At 44.9% G+C, this 16,811-nt stretch carries 11 protein-coding genes; 7 read left to right on the plus strand and 4 right to left on the minus strand.

What is annotated here, in order from left to right; all coding sequences use genetic code 11:
* Positions 1–6: 6 nt before the first annotated feature.
* The 3 genes from BT105_RS07120 to BT105_RS15395 all read left to right on the plus strand — a co-directional run bounded on the left by BT105_RS07120 (position 7) and on the right by BT105_RS15395 (position 2,953).
* A complete protein-coding gene (locus tag BT105_RS07120; RefSeq protein WP_072300085.1) occupies positions 7–234 on the plus strand; it encodes a hypothetical protein in 228 nt (75 codons plus the stop codon).
* Between the two features lie 85 nt (positions 235–319).
* Positions 320–1,402: a site-specific integrase gene (locus tag BT105_RS07125; protein WP_072300086.1), complete on the plus strand. Its 1,083-nt coding sequence runs from the start codon at positions 320–322 to the stop codon at positions 1,400–1,402.
* A gap of 441 nt (positions 1,403–1,843) precedes the next feature.
* A complete protein-coding gene (locus tag BT105_RS15395) occupies positions 1,844–2,953 on the plus strand; it encodes a DUF5131 family protein (protein ID WP_072300087.1) in 1,110 nt (369 codons plus the stop codon).
* A 325-nt stretch (positions 2,954–3,278) separates the two neighbouring features.
* Here the strand turns inward: BT105_RS15395 and BT105_RS07140 are convergent, their stop codons facing one another.
* From BT105_RS07140 to BT105_RS07155, 4 genes are all read right to left on the minus strand, one after another.
* Positions 3,279–5,813 (minus strand): carbohydrate-binding protein, encoded by a 2,535-nt coding sequence (locus BT105_RS07140; RefSeq protein WP_072300089.1) that lies wholly within the window; start codon positions 5,811–5,813, stop codon positions 3,279–3,281.
* A 186-nt stretch (positions 5,814–5,999) separates the two neighbouring features.
* Positions 6,000–6,842, minus strand: a complete 843-nt coding sequence (locus BT105_RS07145; protein WP_072300090.1) for a damage-control phosphatase ARMT1 family protein — start codon at positions 6,840–6,842, stop codon at positions 6,000–6,002.
* A gap of 152 nt (positions 6,843–6,994) precedes the next feature.
* Positions 6,995–9,964, minus strand: a complete 2,970-nt coding sequence (locus BT105_RS07150; protein ID WP_072300091.1) for a carbohydrate-binding domain-containing protein — start codon at positions 9,962–9,964, stop codon at positions 6,995–6,997.
* A gap of 235 nt (positions 9,965–10,199) precedes the next feature.
* A complete protein-coding gene (locus tag BT105_RS07155; protein WP_072300092.1) occupies positions 10,200–11,882 on the minus strand; it encodes an EAL domain-containing protein in 1,683 nt (560 codons plus the stop codon).
* Positions 11,883–12,457: 575 nt separating this feature from the next.
* On the opposite strand from BT105_RS07155, the gene BT105_RS07160 reads away from it, so the two are divergent.
* From BT105_RS07160 to BT105_RS07175, 4 genes are all read left to right on the plus strand, one after another.
* Positions 12,458–13,444 carry a hypothetical protein gene (locus BT105_RS07160; protein WP_072300093.1) on the plus strand — a complete coding sequence of 329 codons (987 nt, stop codon included), beginning with the start codon at positions 12,458–12,460 and terminating at the stop codon, positions 13,442–13,444.
* Between the two features lie 432 nt (positions 13,445–13,876).
* Positions 13,877–14,932: a hypothetical protein gene (locus tag BT105_RS07165; RefSeq protein ID WP_072300094.1), complete on the plus strand. Its 1,056-nt coding sequence runs from the start codon at positions 13,877–13,879 to the stop codon at positions 14,930–14,932.
* 30 nt (positions 14,933–14,962) lie between these two features.
* On the plus strand, positions 14,963–15,727 hold the full coding sequence (locus BT105_RS07170) for a hypothetical protein (RefSeq protein ID WP_072300095.1): 765 nt from the start codon (positions 14,963–14,965) through the stop codon (positions 15,725–15,727).
* A gap of 34 nt (positions 15,728–15,761) precedes the next feature.
* Positions 15,762–16,796, plus strand: a complete 1,035-nt coding sequence (locus BT105_RS07175; RefSeq protein WP_072300096.1) for a hypothetical protein — start codon at positions 15,762–15,764, stop codon at positions 16,794–16,796.
* Positions 16,797–16,811: the final 15 nt, after the last annotated feature.

A 16,811-nucleotide genomic window follows, 5' to 3' on the forward strand; every position in this document is an offset into this window, starting at 1 on the left:
AGGATAATGGCAAAGAAGGCACAGAGAATCACGCTTTATAAGCACATATGGGCGCGTATACGCTACTGGCAGAACCTGAAGGATATTAGCGATGCTGAACTCGCATCGTATCTTCAGGTCGGTGAGAGGACACTGCACCAGTACGACAAGTCCGCCGAGAACATAACACTCGGCAGGGTGGATAATCTCCTGTACGTAACGGGCATGGAACTTAACGATCTCATGGCTTTGTAATTAACCCTCTTTACATTTTCAAGGAAAGGTGGTATAATGAGGATATCGTTATACTGCCTTTCTTACTATAGAAAGGCAGATGTTAATGAAAACAACTAAAATGAGCGTACAGCAATTGCCTAATGGAACGTTTCGCAAGCAAGTTACCTATGGAAAAAAAGCAAATGGCAAACCCTTGAGAAAGTCCATTGTAGGTGATACGGAACTTGAGGTAATTATTGCTGCTGAAGAGTTTAAAAGACTTCATGTTGATGTTACTCCGACAAAGATAACTGTTAAAGAAGCAGTTAAGGCTTATATAGACTCGAAACGTAGTGTTATCGCTCCAACAACGCTCTACGGATACGAGGTTGCTGCAAAGAACAGGCTACAAGCAATATATGGATTTAATATTACTGACATCAAGACAATCGACGTTCAACGTGCAATTAATATAGATGCTGAGCATGGGCTTGGCTATAAGTCTATAAAGAGTGGGTACGATTTAGTTAGGAGCGCAGCGCTGTTATTTGATGTTGAACTCCCTTCAATCCGCAAACTTAAATTACCTCCTAAGACGGCAAAGGAAGAACTCCCGGACCTTAATAAAGTTCTGAAAGTTATTATAGGATCCAGTGTTGAACTTCCATGCCTGCTCTCAGTGTGGTGTGGTGGTATGAGAATCTCGGAAGTGCGTGGTCTTCAATTCGGAGATATCTATGAGGATGACAACGGTAGATACATAAAAGTTAGACGAACAAGGGTTTGTATCAATGGTCATGATACTATACAAAATCGCAATAAAACAGAATTATCTACCCGCGATGTTCCTATTCCCGACTATATCTACAACCTCATACAGCATATACCTCACAACAGTGATACCGATTTTATCGTGAATGAGAATTATGGTGCTCTGAAGCGCCGCTACGACAGACTCCTCAAGAAACACGGTTTAAAAATGACTTTTCACGACCTTCGTGCCCAGTTCGCAACAACTATGAACGGACTCGGAGTCGAGAAAGAAGTCCTTGAAAAGCTCGGAGGCTGGGCCAACTCTAAGGTACTTGATGCTGTCTATATAAGGACTCCCAAGCAGAGAGTTCGCGACAGTCTCAAGGTATTCGACGAATATATGTATGGTGTTATCCGCGATACTCGTACTGAAAAAAGTGATGGTGCGGCATAATTGCAAATGCACACGTACTGCACACAGTTCATTATACAGAGTTGATAGCCCCCGAAATATAGGCAAAAAAAGATGCAGGGTACAGAAGGTTCAAGTCCTTCTGCCCCTGTTCAATTTTAAGTAGAGGAAACGTTGATATATCGGCGTTTTTTCTTTTTGCTTATGGAGTAAAAATGGTGTTTGTCCTTTATCTGTCCTGATGACCAAAAGCTGCTCACAGTAATAATGAAATAACAGTTGAATATTCAAAACGGAGCAAGCAGAAAAAATTGCTCCGTTTATTTATATATTCAGCGAGTGAAGATATGATTTTCAATTGCTCAACATCAGGAACTGCCTGTTATCAAAGCAGCTTCAAGGGTTTTAGTCGCGGCTGACATTGCTTTTTTTCAAAAAATCTGATATAATAACTATGCATTAATATTAAAAGGGAGCGATAATATGGCGATTTGGAATCCGTGGCACGGCTGCCACAAAATAAGTGCTGGCTGTGCGAATTGCTATGTTTACCGTCGTGATGAAAGTATCGGCAAGGACGCTTCCGTTGTTGCAAAGACGGGGGATTACGATCTGCCGCTGAAAAAGAACCGACAGGGAGAGTATAAACTTTCCGCTGAGGATGGAATTGTATTCGCCTGTATGACGTCGGACTTCTTTCTTGAAGACGCCGATGAATGGCGGCAGGGCTGCTGGGATATGATACGTCGGCGTCAGGATCTGCACTTTCATATTATCACAAAGAGAATAGATCGTTTTGCGCAGTGCATACCGTCGGACTGGGGAGACGGCTGGGATAATGTGACATTATGCTGCACCTGTGAAAATCAGGACAGAACTGACTACAGGCTGCCGATATTTCTGAGTCTTCCCATAAAGCACCGCGAAGTCATCTGCGAGCCAATGCTGGGGGAGATAAATATGGAAAAGCACCTTTCTACAGGACTTATAGAGCACGTCAGCTGTGGCGGTGAATCAGGGGAGAACGCTCGTCCATGTGATCTCAGGTGGATACAGGAGGTCCGCCGTGAATGTATCCGCTGTGCAGTGCCGTTTACGTTCAGACAGACAGGAGCTGTATTTATTAAAGACGGCAGGACCTATCATTTAGATAGAAAGCTCCACATATCGCAGGCAAAAAAGTCAGGCTACAGCTATATTCCGAATATGGGCATGGCAGACGCGATTAAATACAAGCTTCCTGACAGGGGAGCGCTGTTTGCCAGACTCAGCAGGTCGGATTTCAGAAACAGATTTCATTTATCGGCAAAGGACAAGGCTTATGTGACTGAAAAAGGCATGGAAACCATACGCAGCCATGCACGGGATTTCGTAGAAAAGCGGCTGTCGGCGGAGAACCCCGAAAATGACGGCAAGCAGACTCCCATGAAAGGTCACCCTGTATTCATAGCGCAGCACGCAGCTGCCTGCTGCTGTAGGAGCTGCCTTGAAAAGTGGCATAATATCCCGTCGGGAAAGGTGCTGACAGAAGGGGAGCGCTCCTATATAGTAGATGTCCTTATGGAATGGATAGAAAGGGAAATGCACCTATAGGACTGAATCCGATACACATTATAAAAGGACGGCATAACCGTGATACTTATATAGCAGGTCATACTTTTTATCGGGGGAAACCTTTCTGAAGAAAGGCTTTCCCCCGAACCCCTTTCCAAAGACTTTTTTAGCTGATTTTTTCTCATATAGGGCTCGCTGAAAATAAAAAAAGCCCTGTAATAAAAACAGAGCGAGCCCTATATGAGAAAAAATAAAACTGAAAGTTTTAGGGAGAGAGTTTGAGAGAAGCCCCTTTTTCAAAAGGGGTTCTCTCAATAATTAGCATAAAACTTCTATATGAGTATCACATTTAAGCCGTCCTTTATTAGCCTTGTATTACAGCCTTTCTGAGCTCTACCATATCAAATATATCAGCTGTGCCGTCCATGTTCAAATCAGCCTGCACGGCTTGTTCCTGTGACATTATCTCCTTGCCGAGGATATGCTTTTGCAGTATAACAAGGTCTGCAATGTTTATAGAGCCGTCCTTATTGATATCGCCCAGACTATAGCTTACAGGCGGTTCAATAGTACTTTTGCCCACAGCCATAACGATATAATTAACGCATTTATAGGTCTGTCCATTGCTGCCGAGGGATATCTTATCGCCTGCCTTTACGTCCTTTTTGTACATCATAAAGCTAACGTCGTTATCAGACGTGCAAAGCGTTCTCATCAGCGTATAATCGCTGAGCCAGTCGGGAACATTCTCCACACGGCTGTCCAGTCCCACATACAGGGACATATCGCTGCCTGCCTCAAATGTTGCCGCTTCGCCTGTTGTGCCCTTTGCGTCACATGAGGTTAGAAGCTGCTCTGCGCCTTTGAGCTGGAGCTCTGAGAATTTGAAAGTCCTGTCACCGAATACAGGCGAGCCTACAGCCGCAGTTGATATCTGCCAGAAATCAGGATTTGCCTGTGAAGTGACCTGAACGTTTTTGAAGAGCTTGCCGCTGAGGGGAACAGCGTCCCTGCCGAATACGAAGCTGTCCAGATTTACAAGGTAGCCGTCGCCGCCCGTAAACTTTATATACAGGTCGTGAGTTCCTGTCAGCTTTGATATGCCTGCTTCTATCTCCTCAAATGTATCGAGGCTGCCGTTGCCTGCATAATTTATTTTTACCGCAGGAGAGCCGCTCATGCTGTCGAGATACAGCTCCATAACCGTTGGATTTCCTGCTATCTTAGCCTTAAAGCTCTGAGCGCCGCTGCCGAAGTTTATTTTTTCGTACTTTACCCAGCTTCCGTTTTGGATATGGTCTATAACGCCGAAGCCTGTTCCCTCCGTAGTCTCTATACCGTTCTGATCGCTGAAATGCTCAGCTTCGATAGTCTCAAAGGCGGAAACTGTAGTTACAGGAGTGAAATTTCCGCCTGTAGGGGAGAGCTTCACAACGCCCTGAGGGAATGAATCCACGGTAAGGTCGTTTATGTAGTACTCGATGTTCATGTAGCCCTGACCGCAGTAGTCTCCTGCGTAGTCATCGGGATCGTTGGGATCAAGACCTCGTGCAAGCTCCCAGCTGTCGTCCATGCCGTCGTTGTCAGCGTCGGTTATCTCCTTTTTTGTAACGGGGGAGGGATAGCTGTAGGTCACGCCGCACTTGATATTGTACTTGCTGAGGTTGGCTTCTGAGCCGTCAAATGCCGCAGTACCGCTGCACTGTCCCGTGCCGTTCTTTGTATCGCTTGCGCACTGCTTGTCGATAGCGGTACGCTTATCGGGAGAGATACCGTTGCCTGCGAAGCTTATTACATGGTCGTAGGCAGCCGCCGCACTCTCGGCAGTATTTGCAGTGGACACATTCTCGCCGTTGATATTGATAGGGAAAGAAGTTCCGCTGTACAGGTTGTTCTTGGATATGCCGATACCGTCCTTGACGGTGACTCCAGACCAGTTATCACCTGTAACGCTGTGGAATGAGCCGTCCTTGTTGATAAGGCGGTTTCCTGCGCAGTATACCTTGAAATTCTCGGGCTTGGTAGTACTGTCCACATACATATAATGATAGCCTCCTGTGGTGGAGTTGCCTGCTTTCAGGGTATTATTGACGTAATTCAGGTGTCCTATGGTGCCGTATGCGGTCTGATAGCCCCAGTCGTAGATGATATTGTTGGTGAAGTCCGCCGTGTACTGGTCAGGCACCTTGCCGCGGAAGTTTCTGGAAACGTTGTGGATAATGAGGTTATGGTCAAAGGTCAGGTCGCCCTTGCCCATCATTATTCCGAAGCCGTGGAGTCCCTTTTTGTGACCGCCCCATGAGTCCGCAGGACCTATGACGGAGTATTGCACGGTATAGTTGGTGTTATTGGAATAAAGTCCCCATTGCTCGTCCGTTGTCCAGCCCATGGAGCAGTGGTCGATTATAGAGTTTGAGCCCTTTGCGCCGCCCCATGCGTCGTTTCCCGAGTTCGTGGAAGCATATGGACCTGGACGGGAGCTGATGTAACGGCAGATGATATTGTCTCCAGACATACCCATTTTGTAGTTTTTCAGCGTGATGCCCGAGCCGCCCGGAGCAGTCTGACCTGCCACGGTGACATTGCCTGAGCAAAGAATATTGCCCTTTAATTCGATAGTTCCGCTTACGTCAAAAACGACGATACGTCCCGATTTGCTTACGGCGTCGCGGAATGAGCCCTCGCCGCTGTCGTTGAGATTTGTAACGTGGTATACCTCGCCGCCGCGTCCGCCTGTAGCGTATTTGCCGCCGCCTACAGCTCCGGGGAATGCGAGGATACTGCCTGCCGCCGTAGCTGTCACAGCAGGACTGCCTATGGGAGCAATGCCCGAAGCTCCCGAGAAAACGGTGAGAATGCTGACGGCAAGAGCCGCCGCTCTTTTGAATTGTCTGTTCATTTTAATATCCTCCCGAAAAAGCCGATATTCTCTATATTAACATTATACATGATATCTCAAGCTATTTCAATGAAATATAGTACTTTTTGACTGCTTTTCGTGGAATATTACACCTTGTGTCCTCATTTGCATACTTGCTCTATAATAAAAACCGTGTTTTTTATAAAAACACGGTTTGTGGCTTTATTATTTTTCTTCGATAAATATTCCTGTCAGCTTCGGCACGTTGAATCGGCTGGTGAACAGCTCGCATTTGCAGAGAAATTCGTAGAATATGTGTCTGCCCTGTCCTGAAAGAGATTCATAATTGCCCTGACCTTTCGCAAGTATCACGTCGGAATGGTCAAGTACATTTTTCGCTTCATCGGGCAGCATTTCGTATATTGTTCCTGCAACAGCTTCACCGTTGGAGATTATCTCGGCTTCCGCATCAAGTCCCACATATTTTGCGTCCTCAGCGGTTGCGTCATTGAGAACATCGTCGCCGCGCACCATAGCTCTGACTGTCAGATGAGGAAATCTCAATTTAAGCTGTTCAAGCATGAGCTTGTCGAGAACTATTTCTCCGCAGTTGTCACATATCAGCAGAAATGTCTTTGCATCGGTACATTCGCGGAGAAATGATTCGTAGGTTTTTCGGTCATCTTCGCGCATTTCTGTATTGCTGAACAGTGAGAGAAATTCATCGCGGTCCACGCTGTTCATGGCTCCGAAGTCTATGTAATTGCCTGCCCGTGACATCATCATCGCCTTTGCCAGCGGTTCTTCCGCGGAGTTTATCTCATGCCGCAGACTATCCTCCATAGCAAGGACAAGGTCGTTGTACTGTTTCTTGATAACACTGTAATCTGCGCCCTTACCGAAGTACCTGACGTGTACCTTATTGAAAAGGTATACCATGTATGGACTGGTATCAATTCCTTTTCGGTTGTCAAGGAGGGATTTTATCTCGGCAAGGTATTCGGTATTATCAGTCTTGTTTTTCTGACGTTTATACAAGCATTCAGCGCAGCTCTGTGATATTCGCATATTTTTCTCCTTAATTCTTTCAGATAATAATATTATATCAGATCAACACCGTCAGGTCAACCAGTGACACAGAAAAGCAGGAAGCCCGAAAGTGATCCGTGAGGACCTCTTTCGGGCTGTATTTAAAGTGTGATACCTGAAATGCTTGTTAATTAACCTTTGATAGTGCTGCGGATTACCTCGAAGCGCTTGAGCAGGAAGTCGATAACGGAAACGCTGTTGTTACCGAACATTCCGCCGCCTCCGCCGCCGCCGTTCCAGTTGAAACCGCCGCCGAAGCCGCCTTCAAATGACCAGCTCTGCTCGAATTCTGCTGAACCTTCCGCTGCGTCGGGCTCATCAGAGTTGAACTGGAAGTTCCACTGATTATTGCCCTGCTGTCCGCCCCAAGGATTCTGCTGTCCCTGCTGAGGATTCTGCTGCTGTCCGCCCCAAGGGTTCTGCTGTCCCTGCTGTGGGTTCTGCTGCTGTCCGCCCCAAGGATTCTGCTGACCGCCGCCTACCTGAAGTCCGTTGGCACTCTTGGTAGTTGATGTTACGAACTGGTCTACAGAGAATGCAAATCTTGGATCAGCTTCAACGTGCGGACGTATCAGCTGAGAATAGTTTGCAACGTACTGCTCGATATCCTTGTAGTAATTCATGATCTCGTTTACGTATCCTACGTACAGAGTGTAATACTCAGGGATCTGGAGAAGCTTTGCAAAAGGACGGTTGTCAACTGTTGCATTGTAAAGGCTTGTGTTGATATCTGAGTTTACAGAGCTTGCACCGTCCATGAATATGCCGAGGCAGAGGTTGTAGTCCCAGCCTACGAAATAGTGCTTGCCGCCTGTGTACATGAGGTAGTAGTTATGTGCCAGTGAGCCGTTATAGCTGTCGTAGTTGCACATTACGGAGTTTACAGCGAATCCCTTGAGGAAGCTTGGAACGTCAATGATGTCCTCGATGAACTTGTAGTTTGAGGTGCTCATCTTGTTGATTGCTGATTTGAGCTCTTCAAGGTGCTGGAGCTGCTCGTCGTTTCCGAACTTGAGGTCGAGGTTGTTGACAGGCATCTTCTCGGTGAAGGTGCTGTAGCTGTCGCCTCCGCCCATGCCGCCCCACATACCGCCGCCGCCTGCCTGATTGCTTCTTTCGGTAGCCTTGTAGAGGTTGGAGTCGTCGTCGATAGCATAGCGCTCAGCCAGTGTAGTGCCGGGCTGCTCAAGAGCATAGTAGAAGCTGTAGAGCTTGCCGTTTACGTACATATCCGAGTAGCTGCTCTTGGGAGCTACACCGTCTATGGTGTACATTGCATCGTAGCAGATAAGGTCTCTCATGCATGAAGCGTCTGAATAGAAGTTGTTCATGCAGAATTCTGTAAGACCGTGGTAGTTGTTGAGCTTTTCGTATTTATCAAGCTTGAAGCGGAAGCTGTACTTGCCGTTGTTTACCATCATACGTGAGCTGTTGCCCTTGGTTCTGATACCAACGTTCTTGATCTCTTCACCGTCGATAACGAGGTCGCATGGATACCATTCTTCTTTCTGAGCGACATTCATAAATGCGTTCCAGTCGCTTTCGGACATCTTTACATCGATTTTGTGGACCTTGCCCAGATCGAAGAAGCTGCCGTAGAGCTGTTCTTCATTTTCCATATCGTTGTTTACGTCCTTGTATGCAGCAGGCTTGCCGCCCTTGAAGGTGCTGCCTGCGCTGTGCTTCTGCTTGATGCCGCCTGCGAAGAGCTTATACTCGCCGCTGCCGATCTCAGGAGAAGAAACTATAGCGTACTTGTACTTCTTTGAGGTATTCTGATCGAAGAGCACCTTGTTTGAAGAATCGGTAAGAGTGATAGGATTGTTCTTTGACCACTCCTTAGCGAAATCTATCATAATAGTATTCTGCTCAGTAGATGTAAGGTTCTCGCACTGGTTGTCTGTAGCTGTAGCGAGGAGCTCGCCGCCTGTGATGCCGATAGTGCCTGCGCTTGTGAGTCCCTTGTCACCGAATGCAGCGATCTTGCCGCCTGAGATGTTGATAGCTGTCTCAGCCTGTATAGCGTCCTTGCCGCACTTGATATTTACTTCGCCGCCTTCGATGTCAACATTGCCCTTAGATGATTTGATACCGTCGCCTTCTGACTTGATATTGAGCTGACCGCCCTTTACGAGAACGGAAGATTTGCCCTTTACGGCATCGTTAGCTTCTGTCAGGTTAAGAGTGTCGATATTTGTAATACCGCCTGTGAACTTGATGTCGTTGTTGCAGACGATAGCTGGCTGAACATTTGCAGTGATATTGAGGATACCTGTACCTGCGTCGCCGCCCTTGATAGTGAGGTCGTCCTTAGCTTCAATAACAGCGTTTGTCTGATCGTCGCCGCCGTAAGGTGAAGTACCGTCGGAAACTGTATTCTCTGTGCCGTCAGCAAGAGTGATAGATGTCTTGTCTGCGTTCTTGATAAGAACAGCAGGAGCGTTCTTGCCTGTGATGTTCACGCCGTTGAATACAAGCTTTACTGTATCGGGATCAGCCTTGTCGTCGGGAACTTCAACGTATATCTGTCCGTCATTGAGAGTACCGTCGATAGTGTAATTACCTGAATGTGAGATAGTTACCTTAGAGCCGTTAGCCTCGGCGTACTTGCCCTCTACCTGGATAGAAGAGCCCTTGAGGTGTATCTTTGTATCTACGTCCTCCTTGGGGAGAGTTGTAACTGTCTCCTTTGGAGCTGTTGTAGTTACTGTAGTAGTTGTCTGTGCCTCGGTAACAGTGGTAGTTGTGGTGCTGCTCTGTACATTGCTGCTGTAGCTCTCGGGAAGCTCGCTTATCATGCCGAGAAGATAGCGCTGTACGGAGAGAGCGTCGTTTGAGGTAAGACCGTTGCCGCGCTCTGAAACGTCGGCTAATTCTGCACCCTCAGCGGTGAGGTGCTTTTCGTTTGTGCCTGTAGTGCCGTACTTTGAAGGATTAGCCAGAGACTGCATTATGAGCACGCAGTCGGACATATCCACAGTGCCGTCAAGATTGGCGTCGCCGTACAGCTTGTCAGCTGCCGAGCCGCTGAGCGTTACCGCCGCAGCCGAGCCGACGATACAGGCAGAAAGTATGCCTGCAATTAAGCTTTTCTTCTTCATTTTAATTCCTCCTAAAAAAATATCTTGAAGTCGGTATTAATTCGTCGTTAATATATGATTACATAATAATGAATAAATCTTAAAATAATCTTAAACTTACCTTAAAAGAGCTGTTTTTTACAGCATTATGTTCAGAAAAAACGTAAAAAGGTGTATTTGCTCTATACAATATAGCTGTTGATTAAAAATATAAGCGCAGCAGATCAAGCTGCTGCGCAGATTTAGTAATAATTATTTAAGTAAAATCGAATAACTCGGGGTGGGCATTGAGCAGAAGCTCCGCCGCTTTATATACCTGTTCGGACATAGCTTCTATGGAGAAGATGTAAATGTCACTTGGTCCCATGAAGACCTTGATAACTTTGGTGTCCATCATCTTGTATTCGCCGTTCTGAGTCCTGTATTGGAAGGGAAGCTGGAAGTACCTGTGATTTGTCTTGTTCATGCGCTCGCGGATAGTAGAGGGCTCCATGAACTGAAGGAATCTCTCCCTGTCGCATTCTGCCACCTCGTTTTCGGCAAAGCGTCTGATAGCTTCGTCAAGCGGGAGCTGGGTGTATTCCTCACTGAAGCCGAACTTTGAATACAGTCTTGTAATAACGGTGTTTTTCGCGGGATCCATGACAGAGATATGGTCATAGGTGTCTATGAGCATTCTGCTGTATTTTTCAAAGAGGTCGTTTGTGGACTTGTCCACATCGCCGCCGTAGGTCTGTATGCTTGCGGCGAGCATGGCTTTGCCGTCGGTCTCGGCGATACATTTAGTATAGTACGTAAAGTACACGCCGTTGATGAGGTGATCCTCCTTGACTAACTCGCCTGTCTTGATAGAGAAGTCCACCTGCTCGATCATATCGGGGTAGTAGCCTCTGTCCATTTCGTTGATAGTTTTTATGAGTTCGTCCACGGAGCTGAAGCCTATACGCTGCAAGCCATTCTCGTAAGCCTCATTCTTATAAAGGAGCTCGACCTGTTCGCCGCGCTGCTCGATAAGTGCGAGTGCTGTGGAGTTTTCGCGGATAAATCCGTAATCGCCGCTCTCGATCTGCTCGTTGGTGAGATCATTCAGCGGATCGGGGCTCAGGAAGTTTATCTGACCAACTGCGTTCCAGTAGTGATTCTCCGCAGGATCCTCGACGCCAAGCTTTGATTCGGATAGATACTTTATGTAAAGGTCGCCGTCCATAGGCTTTGAGTAGTAGAAGCCCTGCAGCATTTCGCAGCCGATATTTCGGAGGAAAGTCATCTGCTCCTTTGTCTCGACGCCCTCGGCGAGAGTGTGCATACCTATCGCCTTAGCCATATTCATGACCGAAGCCAGTATCTTCTTTGAGCGTATACCGATATCGCTTAGGAATCGCATATCTATTTTCAGAACATCGAAGCTGTAGTCCTTGAGCACGTTCAGCGAGGAGTATCCGCTGCCGAAATCGTCCATGAAGATAGCGAAGCCCGCGTCGTGGAAGCTGTCGAAGATACGGCGGAAATATGCGGTATTATCAAGCATTACGCTCTCGGTTATCTCAATGTGTATAGCCGTGGACGGCACATCGTACTTGGCGAGAGTCTTTGAAATGGCGTCCAGCATATCTATTTCGTCAAAGTCAAGACGGGACAGATTAATGGAGAACGGGTGCAGAGGAAGTCCGCGGTTTCTCATTTCATTATAGGTAACGCAGATATTATCAAGAATAGCCAGATCCAGCTTATGGATAAGGTGGTATTTCTCCAGTACATTAATAAAAAGGAAAGGGGAGAGGAGTCCCACAACGGGATCCTGCCAGCGTGCGAGAGCCTCGACGCTGCATATCCTTTCGGTAAGGGTACGTATAACGGGCTGATAATAAGCCTTTACGTAGCCTTTATCCAGTGCGGATTCAAAGTTGTTTACAATATATTGTTCGTCGATATGCTGCATAACCATTCTCCTTTGCTATGAGATGACGAAATATAGCAAAACGTATTTCGATAACTTATTATAACATATGATACAGAAAAAATCAATATTTTAGACAAAATTTATGAATTATTCATTTTTGAACGACGTTACATTATATATGTAGGGGCGAACATTGTTCGCCCGTGAAAAACATAAATATGCGGCTGCATTTGGAAAATACAGGTGTATTTGTGAAACAGGCGCACACTGTGCGCCCCTACAATTGGGACATTAAAATCATGATAAAATACGAAGCGTATAGAAAAATCAAATTAATACAAAAATATGGCAATTACTGTTTGTGAAAGGAAATATTCGTTTATACAAGATGTAATTGCTGCGTTAGATAAAAGGTGCAGAAAAACTACTTTTCATTGTGAAATTTGCTGAATTATATGGAAAATTATGAATTTTTCAAAAAATCCGTTGACAAATAGTAGAAATTAAGCTATAATATGATTGTAAACAAAAAGTATAACTCCCGAGGCAAAATTAAAGAGGCAAAAGGCAGCCGAGCCTATTCTCGGTAATTTATTATGAAAGGAAAATGACCTATGATGAAAACTAATGCTAAAAGAAAAAACAGCGCAGTTAAGAAGCTCATACCGGCTGCTGGAATGCTTGCTTTATCAGCTTCGATGCTCGCAACATCCACCTACGCGTGGTTCACAATGAATACGACTGTTACAGTAACTGGTATGTCTTTAAAGACTACGGTTGAAAGCAACTTGCTTATTGCAGATGATACAATCGCTAGTACTGCAAAAAAAGCAGACAGCAATTTCTCAACTGCTACATTAAGCCAGAGCGTTGCAAAAATACTTGAACCTGTATCAACAGCAAACGGTAAGAATTTCTTCTATACGGTTGATGCTTTAGCTAATGGTGATGCAAGAACAGATGCTTATACAGCTTATAATGCTTCTGCTGTTGCGACTGGAGGTAATGCTTCCGATTACATGGATAAGTTCTCTCAAGATTATGGCTTAACAAAAAATAAGGCTAAATCACTGATTTCTGGCGAGCAAGGTGCGTATGCTTATGCGGATTATGTTTTCCAGTTAAAGGCAGATAATACATCGACTAACCCTGAGGTTATTGATTTGACACAGCTTGACCTTACATATACAAAGGCTAATAGTGAAGTAGATACTAATAAAGCTTATCGTGCTGCGATTTTTGTTGAAGATATAACAGCGGGTACTGCAACTGCTGACGCTGGTGAATTGGTAGGTATTTGGGCTCCTACAGGTGCTGATAACTTTACTGATGGAAAAGCTGTTAATTCTGCGTCAACTGTAGAAGGAGATGTAACATATGTTTCTGCGGCAACTGGTCTTGCTACTGTACCTGCTAATTCAACAAAGTACTATAAGGTTGTTGTTAGAATGTATATTGAAGGCGAAGATGAAACTTGCTATACAGCTAAGTTCAACACTCTAGTTGGCAAATGGACTTTGGATATGAAGTTAAAGCTTCAGAGCGATAATACACCTGCTGGTGTTAAATCAATTACTATGCTGCCTATATCTGGCGAATAACTAATCACTAAAAATACAGGCACATAAAATTAGCTTCTCATAATAATTCCTCCATAAAGGGTTTTAAAGACCTATCCGATATGCTTAAAACCGTCGGTGGATCGGCGGCTATGAATAAGATTTTAAGTCATCATAGGTTCCTAAAGCCTCTATAACATAACAACCCCCTCGCGTAATGTGAGGGGGCTCTGTTTTGCAGGGATATGTTTTTCTATATGCCTCCAAAATTTTATTGTTAGTATATATGAGAGGAAATATACGATATGTATTTATTTCGAGGCTAAAGTTAAGATTATTTGCACAAACATTACAAATGGTAAAGACTGTTATTGTCGATTATGTCCATTGAAAATGATATAATAAAGTAGGGATACTATGCGCTAACAGGCTAACTATGCCCTTTAGCAGCTTCTTTTAAAGGTGGTGATCACGGTGAGCGCTAAGGCTTTTGATGCTCTTTCTAAGTCCTCAGATGTCAGCTCGGTACCTCAGACTGCACAAAGTCAGGTAAACCAAGATGATGAGGATAGAAAAAAACTTTTAGCCATTCGTAAAAGAAATCTCATTCGCTTCGGCTCACTCGCCGTGCTCGCCTTCGTCGTCTGGCTGTTTGCGACTATCGCGTGGTTTACTGCGAACAAGCAGAATTCCGCAAGCGGTATGGGGGTATCGACTCAGGCTTATAGTTTTAAACTGAAATCCAAGGGGACGATACCAATGGATGCTGCATACACTGCAGCATCCGAATACAAAGACGGTGTTCCTGACGATGACAACACTCCAGAATACTACTACACCGGTGACAATAATGAAGATGTGAAATGGCGAATGGAATTGTCTTCGGGTGAACAGTTACAGCCGGGGGAATGCGGAGAATTGACGTTTTGGGTAGTTCCAGATAAAGCTGACACAAGCCTCGATATGAAGTTCTCAGCGTCTATGCGGGGGTTTACATATCAGAATGATACTTGGTCGGAGAGCTCAAATGCTACGGCTCTTGGATATCTGGACACGCATATTCTTTATTTTACAAACCGTTATCCTAAAACAGTAAATGGGAAAACGCTATATAGCTATAGTGGTCTTATCAGTCCGGATTTCATAAAATTCACTTTAACAGAAGATGATCCAGTTACAATTTACTGGGTATGGCCTAATACATTCAAGCAGATGATGTATTGTGATGGCGATACGGCGCTTGGAGGTTTAAATGGTATTGCTCGCGCTAATGATACTGCGACACTCAATGCGATTAAGCAGTATGTTAGCAATAACAGCGCACGATTGTTCCCTTCCGGAACATCTGATCTTGCAACAAACGTTGCAAATTGCTGTGGAACAGCGACTCCTGAACAGATGGCGGATTCAATTACAGTTCTTGATAGCGCATATAACACAGCTGATACAGTCATTGGTAGTGCTTTTCAGGGTGCACTTATAGAGCTGGCTGCTGAGCCTATCGCTGAACACGAAATAACATCACCCTAAATTAAATCTTTACAGAAAGGAGGAGATTTCATGGATAAGAATAAGAAACGATTGATATTCCGTTTTTCTACTTGTGCAGCTGCATTCCTGATTTTCTCCTCCAGCGTAACTTATGCGTGGTTCAACAGACAGCATAAAATAGCACGAATGCAGGAAGTTGTTCCTCCGAATACAATCTTTCTCAGTGCGGCGCATAGAAAAGCTGAAATTAACTTCCAGCTAGGCGAAGTGAATACAAGCGCAACAGCATCACATAAGGATTATGTTTTCAGCGTATCTGGAGCAGGTGTTCCGTATTACTTACTGGAGCTTGCACATACCACAAATAATCCTTTTACCTATACAATCTACCCTGCTACATTTTCAGCCACACAGCCCGCCGGAACGGACGGCGTGGATTATGTATCTTTTGTCGCTCCAGCTGATAATACGGCTGGTTCTCCAAGTACAATCACAAATATCGGAGATGTAACAACAGGAACAACCTACTACTACACAATCAATGGTGGTCCAATTTCAGGAAAATTTCTGAACAAAGCATCCGATTCACCTTTTTTAGCCAATTCTTCCGGAAAACAGCATGATATAACATATAACAATACAACAGGACATGTTGACTTGGTTCAGAAAAATGCGGAACCGCTTTATTGGAAATCAAAGACGTTAACAGGCAATGCGGATGCATTCGTTCATAACTATATTATTCGAATCGATTGGACAGGAGCTACCCTCGATAAGAAAACAAAGGAGACAGATATAATCTATCTGTATGCAAGAACAACATTAGCACCGTAACTGTGTTATTAATTCTACTGAAAGGAGGCCACTTATGAAGAATATGAAGATCAAATCAGTTTTGAAGAAGCATTGGCTCATAATTGGCCTTGTTACGCTGCTTCTCTCCTCGGTGGGACTCATTGTATGGGCGAGATATGTGGATGCAAATAACTCCATGAAGCGTACTATCGTTTCATTGGCTGAGACTGATGAAAAGAGATTTACTTCAAATCTGCTTACTCGTACAGAGTCACCGAGTCCGAAGACATATCCTGTGTCAAACAGTGCGCTTGAAGGCGATTATTACAAGATGCAGGTAATTGTCCGCAACTATACTCCGACAGACACGCTTCATTTTTATGATTCGGATATTGCCTATACATTTACCGCGGAACTTGTGAATGTTGGAGGAACAGCAATCACGAATTCTGCAAAGGCGGCATTGGTTCGTTACGGAACTACTGGTACAGAGTTTACTTTAACTGGTGGAAAATATGTTGTAACTGCAAATAATCAGATACTGAATAAAGAGCCAAATGGAACTCCTCATGATATTACCTATACATTCTACTTCCACAAAGACTTGCTGGATGCCACGGATAATGTATTTGTGAAGATATCCGCTACACCTACTAATGATTCGATTCGCGCTGATGTTGGTTCGCTTCAAGGCATCATCGGCATCTCCAGACAGGCTACAGAGATTGTTAAGACATGGAGTGGCACTTTTAGTGATGAAGGTGCGGCATTGAACGATCAGAACAGCCATGACGTAGAAGCATCTGCTTACGACGGCTTTAATTACATCATTCAGGGTAATGGTGCAAGAAAAGTATCCCTGACATGGAATAACACAATACTGGAATTGAATCCGTTTTCGATTGATGAATTGAAAAGCTATAGTGATAGCATCGATTCAACAGCATGGTCGCAGACAACATCTGGTAACTACACAACAATCGTTTTTAAGGTCGATTCTGAGGAATGTCCGCGTTATGATGTTCAGTTCTATATGAAGGGAACAGAAATTAGAACGTGGAGCGCAGTAACTGGCGCAGTCACATTTAATCCGAGTGTGACTATATGACGAAAGGGGGATAAT

The sequence above is a fragment of the Ruminococcus flavefaciens genome (assembly GCF_900119075.1).
GTDB lineage: Bacteria > Bacillota > Clostridia > Oscillospirales > Ruminococcaceae > Ruminococcus > Ruminococcus flavefaciens_Q.

Bases quoted from the DNA above. Each gene is read 5' to 3' on its own strand.
- BT105_RS15395 (WP_072300087.1), top strand. From the start codon at position 1,844: ATGGCGATTTGGAATCCGTGGCACGGCTGCCACAAAATAAGTGCTGGC.
- BT105_RS07160 (WP_072300093.1), top strand. From the start codon at position 12,458: ATGATGAAAACTAATGCTAAAAGAAAAAACAGCGCAGTTAAGAAGCTC.
- BT105_RS07170 (WP_072300095.1), top strand. From the start codon at position 14,963: ATGGATAAGAATAAGAAACGATTGATATTCCGTTTTTCTACTTGTGCA.
- BT105_RS07120 (WP_072300085.1), top strand. From the start codon at position 7: ATGGCAAAGAAGGCACAGAGAATCACGCTTTATAAGCACATATGGGCG.
- BT105_RS07155 (WP_072300092.1), bottom strand. From the start codon at position 11,882: ATGCAGCATATCGACGAACAATATATTGTAAACAACTTTGAATCCGCA.
- BT105_RS07140 (WP_072300089.1), bottom strand. From the start codon at position 5,813: ATGAACAGACAATTCAAAAGAGCGGCGGCTCTTGCCGTCAGCATTCTC.
- BT105_RS07175 (WP_072300096.1), top strand. From the start codon at position 15,762: ATGAAGAATATGAAGATCAAATCAGTTTTGAAGAAGCATTGGCTCATA.
- BT105_RS07145 (WP_072300090.1), bottom strand. From the start codon at position 6,842: ATGCGAATATCACAGAGCTGCGCTGAATGCTTGTATAAACGTCAGAAA.
- BT105_RS07150 (WP_072300091.1), bottom strand. From the start codon at position 9,964: ATGAAGAAGAAAAGCTTAATTGCAGGCATACTTTCTGCCTGTATCGTC.
- BT105_RS07125 (WP_072300086.1), top strand. From the start codon at position 320: ATGAAAACAACTAAAATGAGCGTACAGCAATTGCCTAATGGAACGTTT.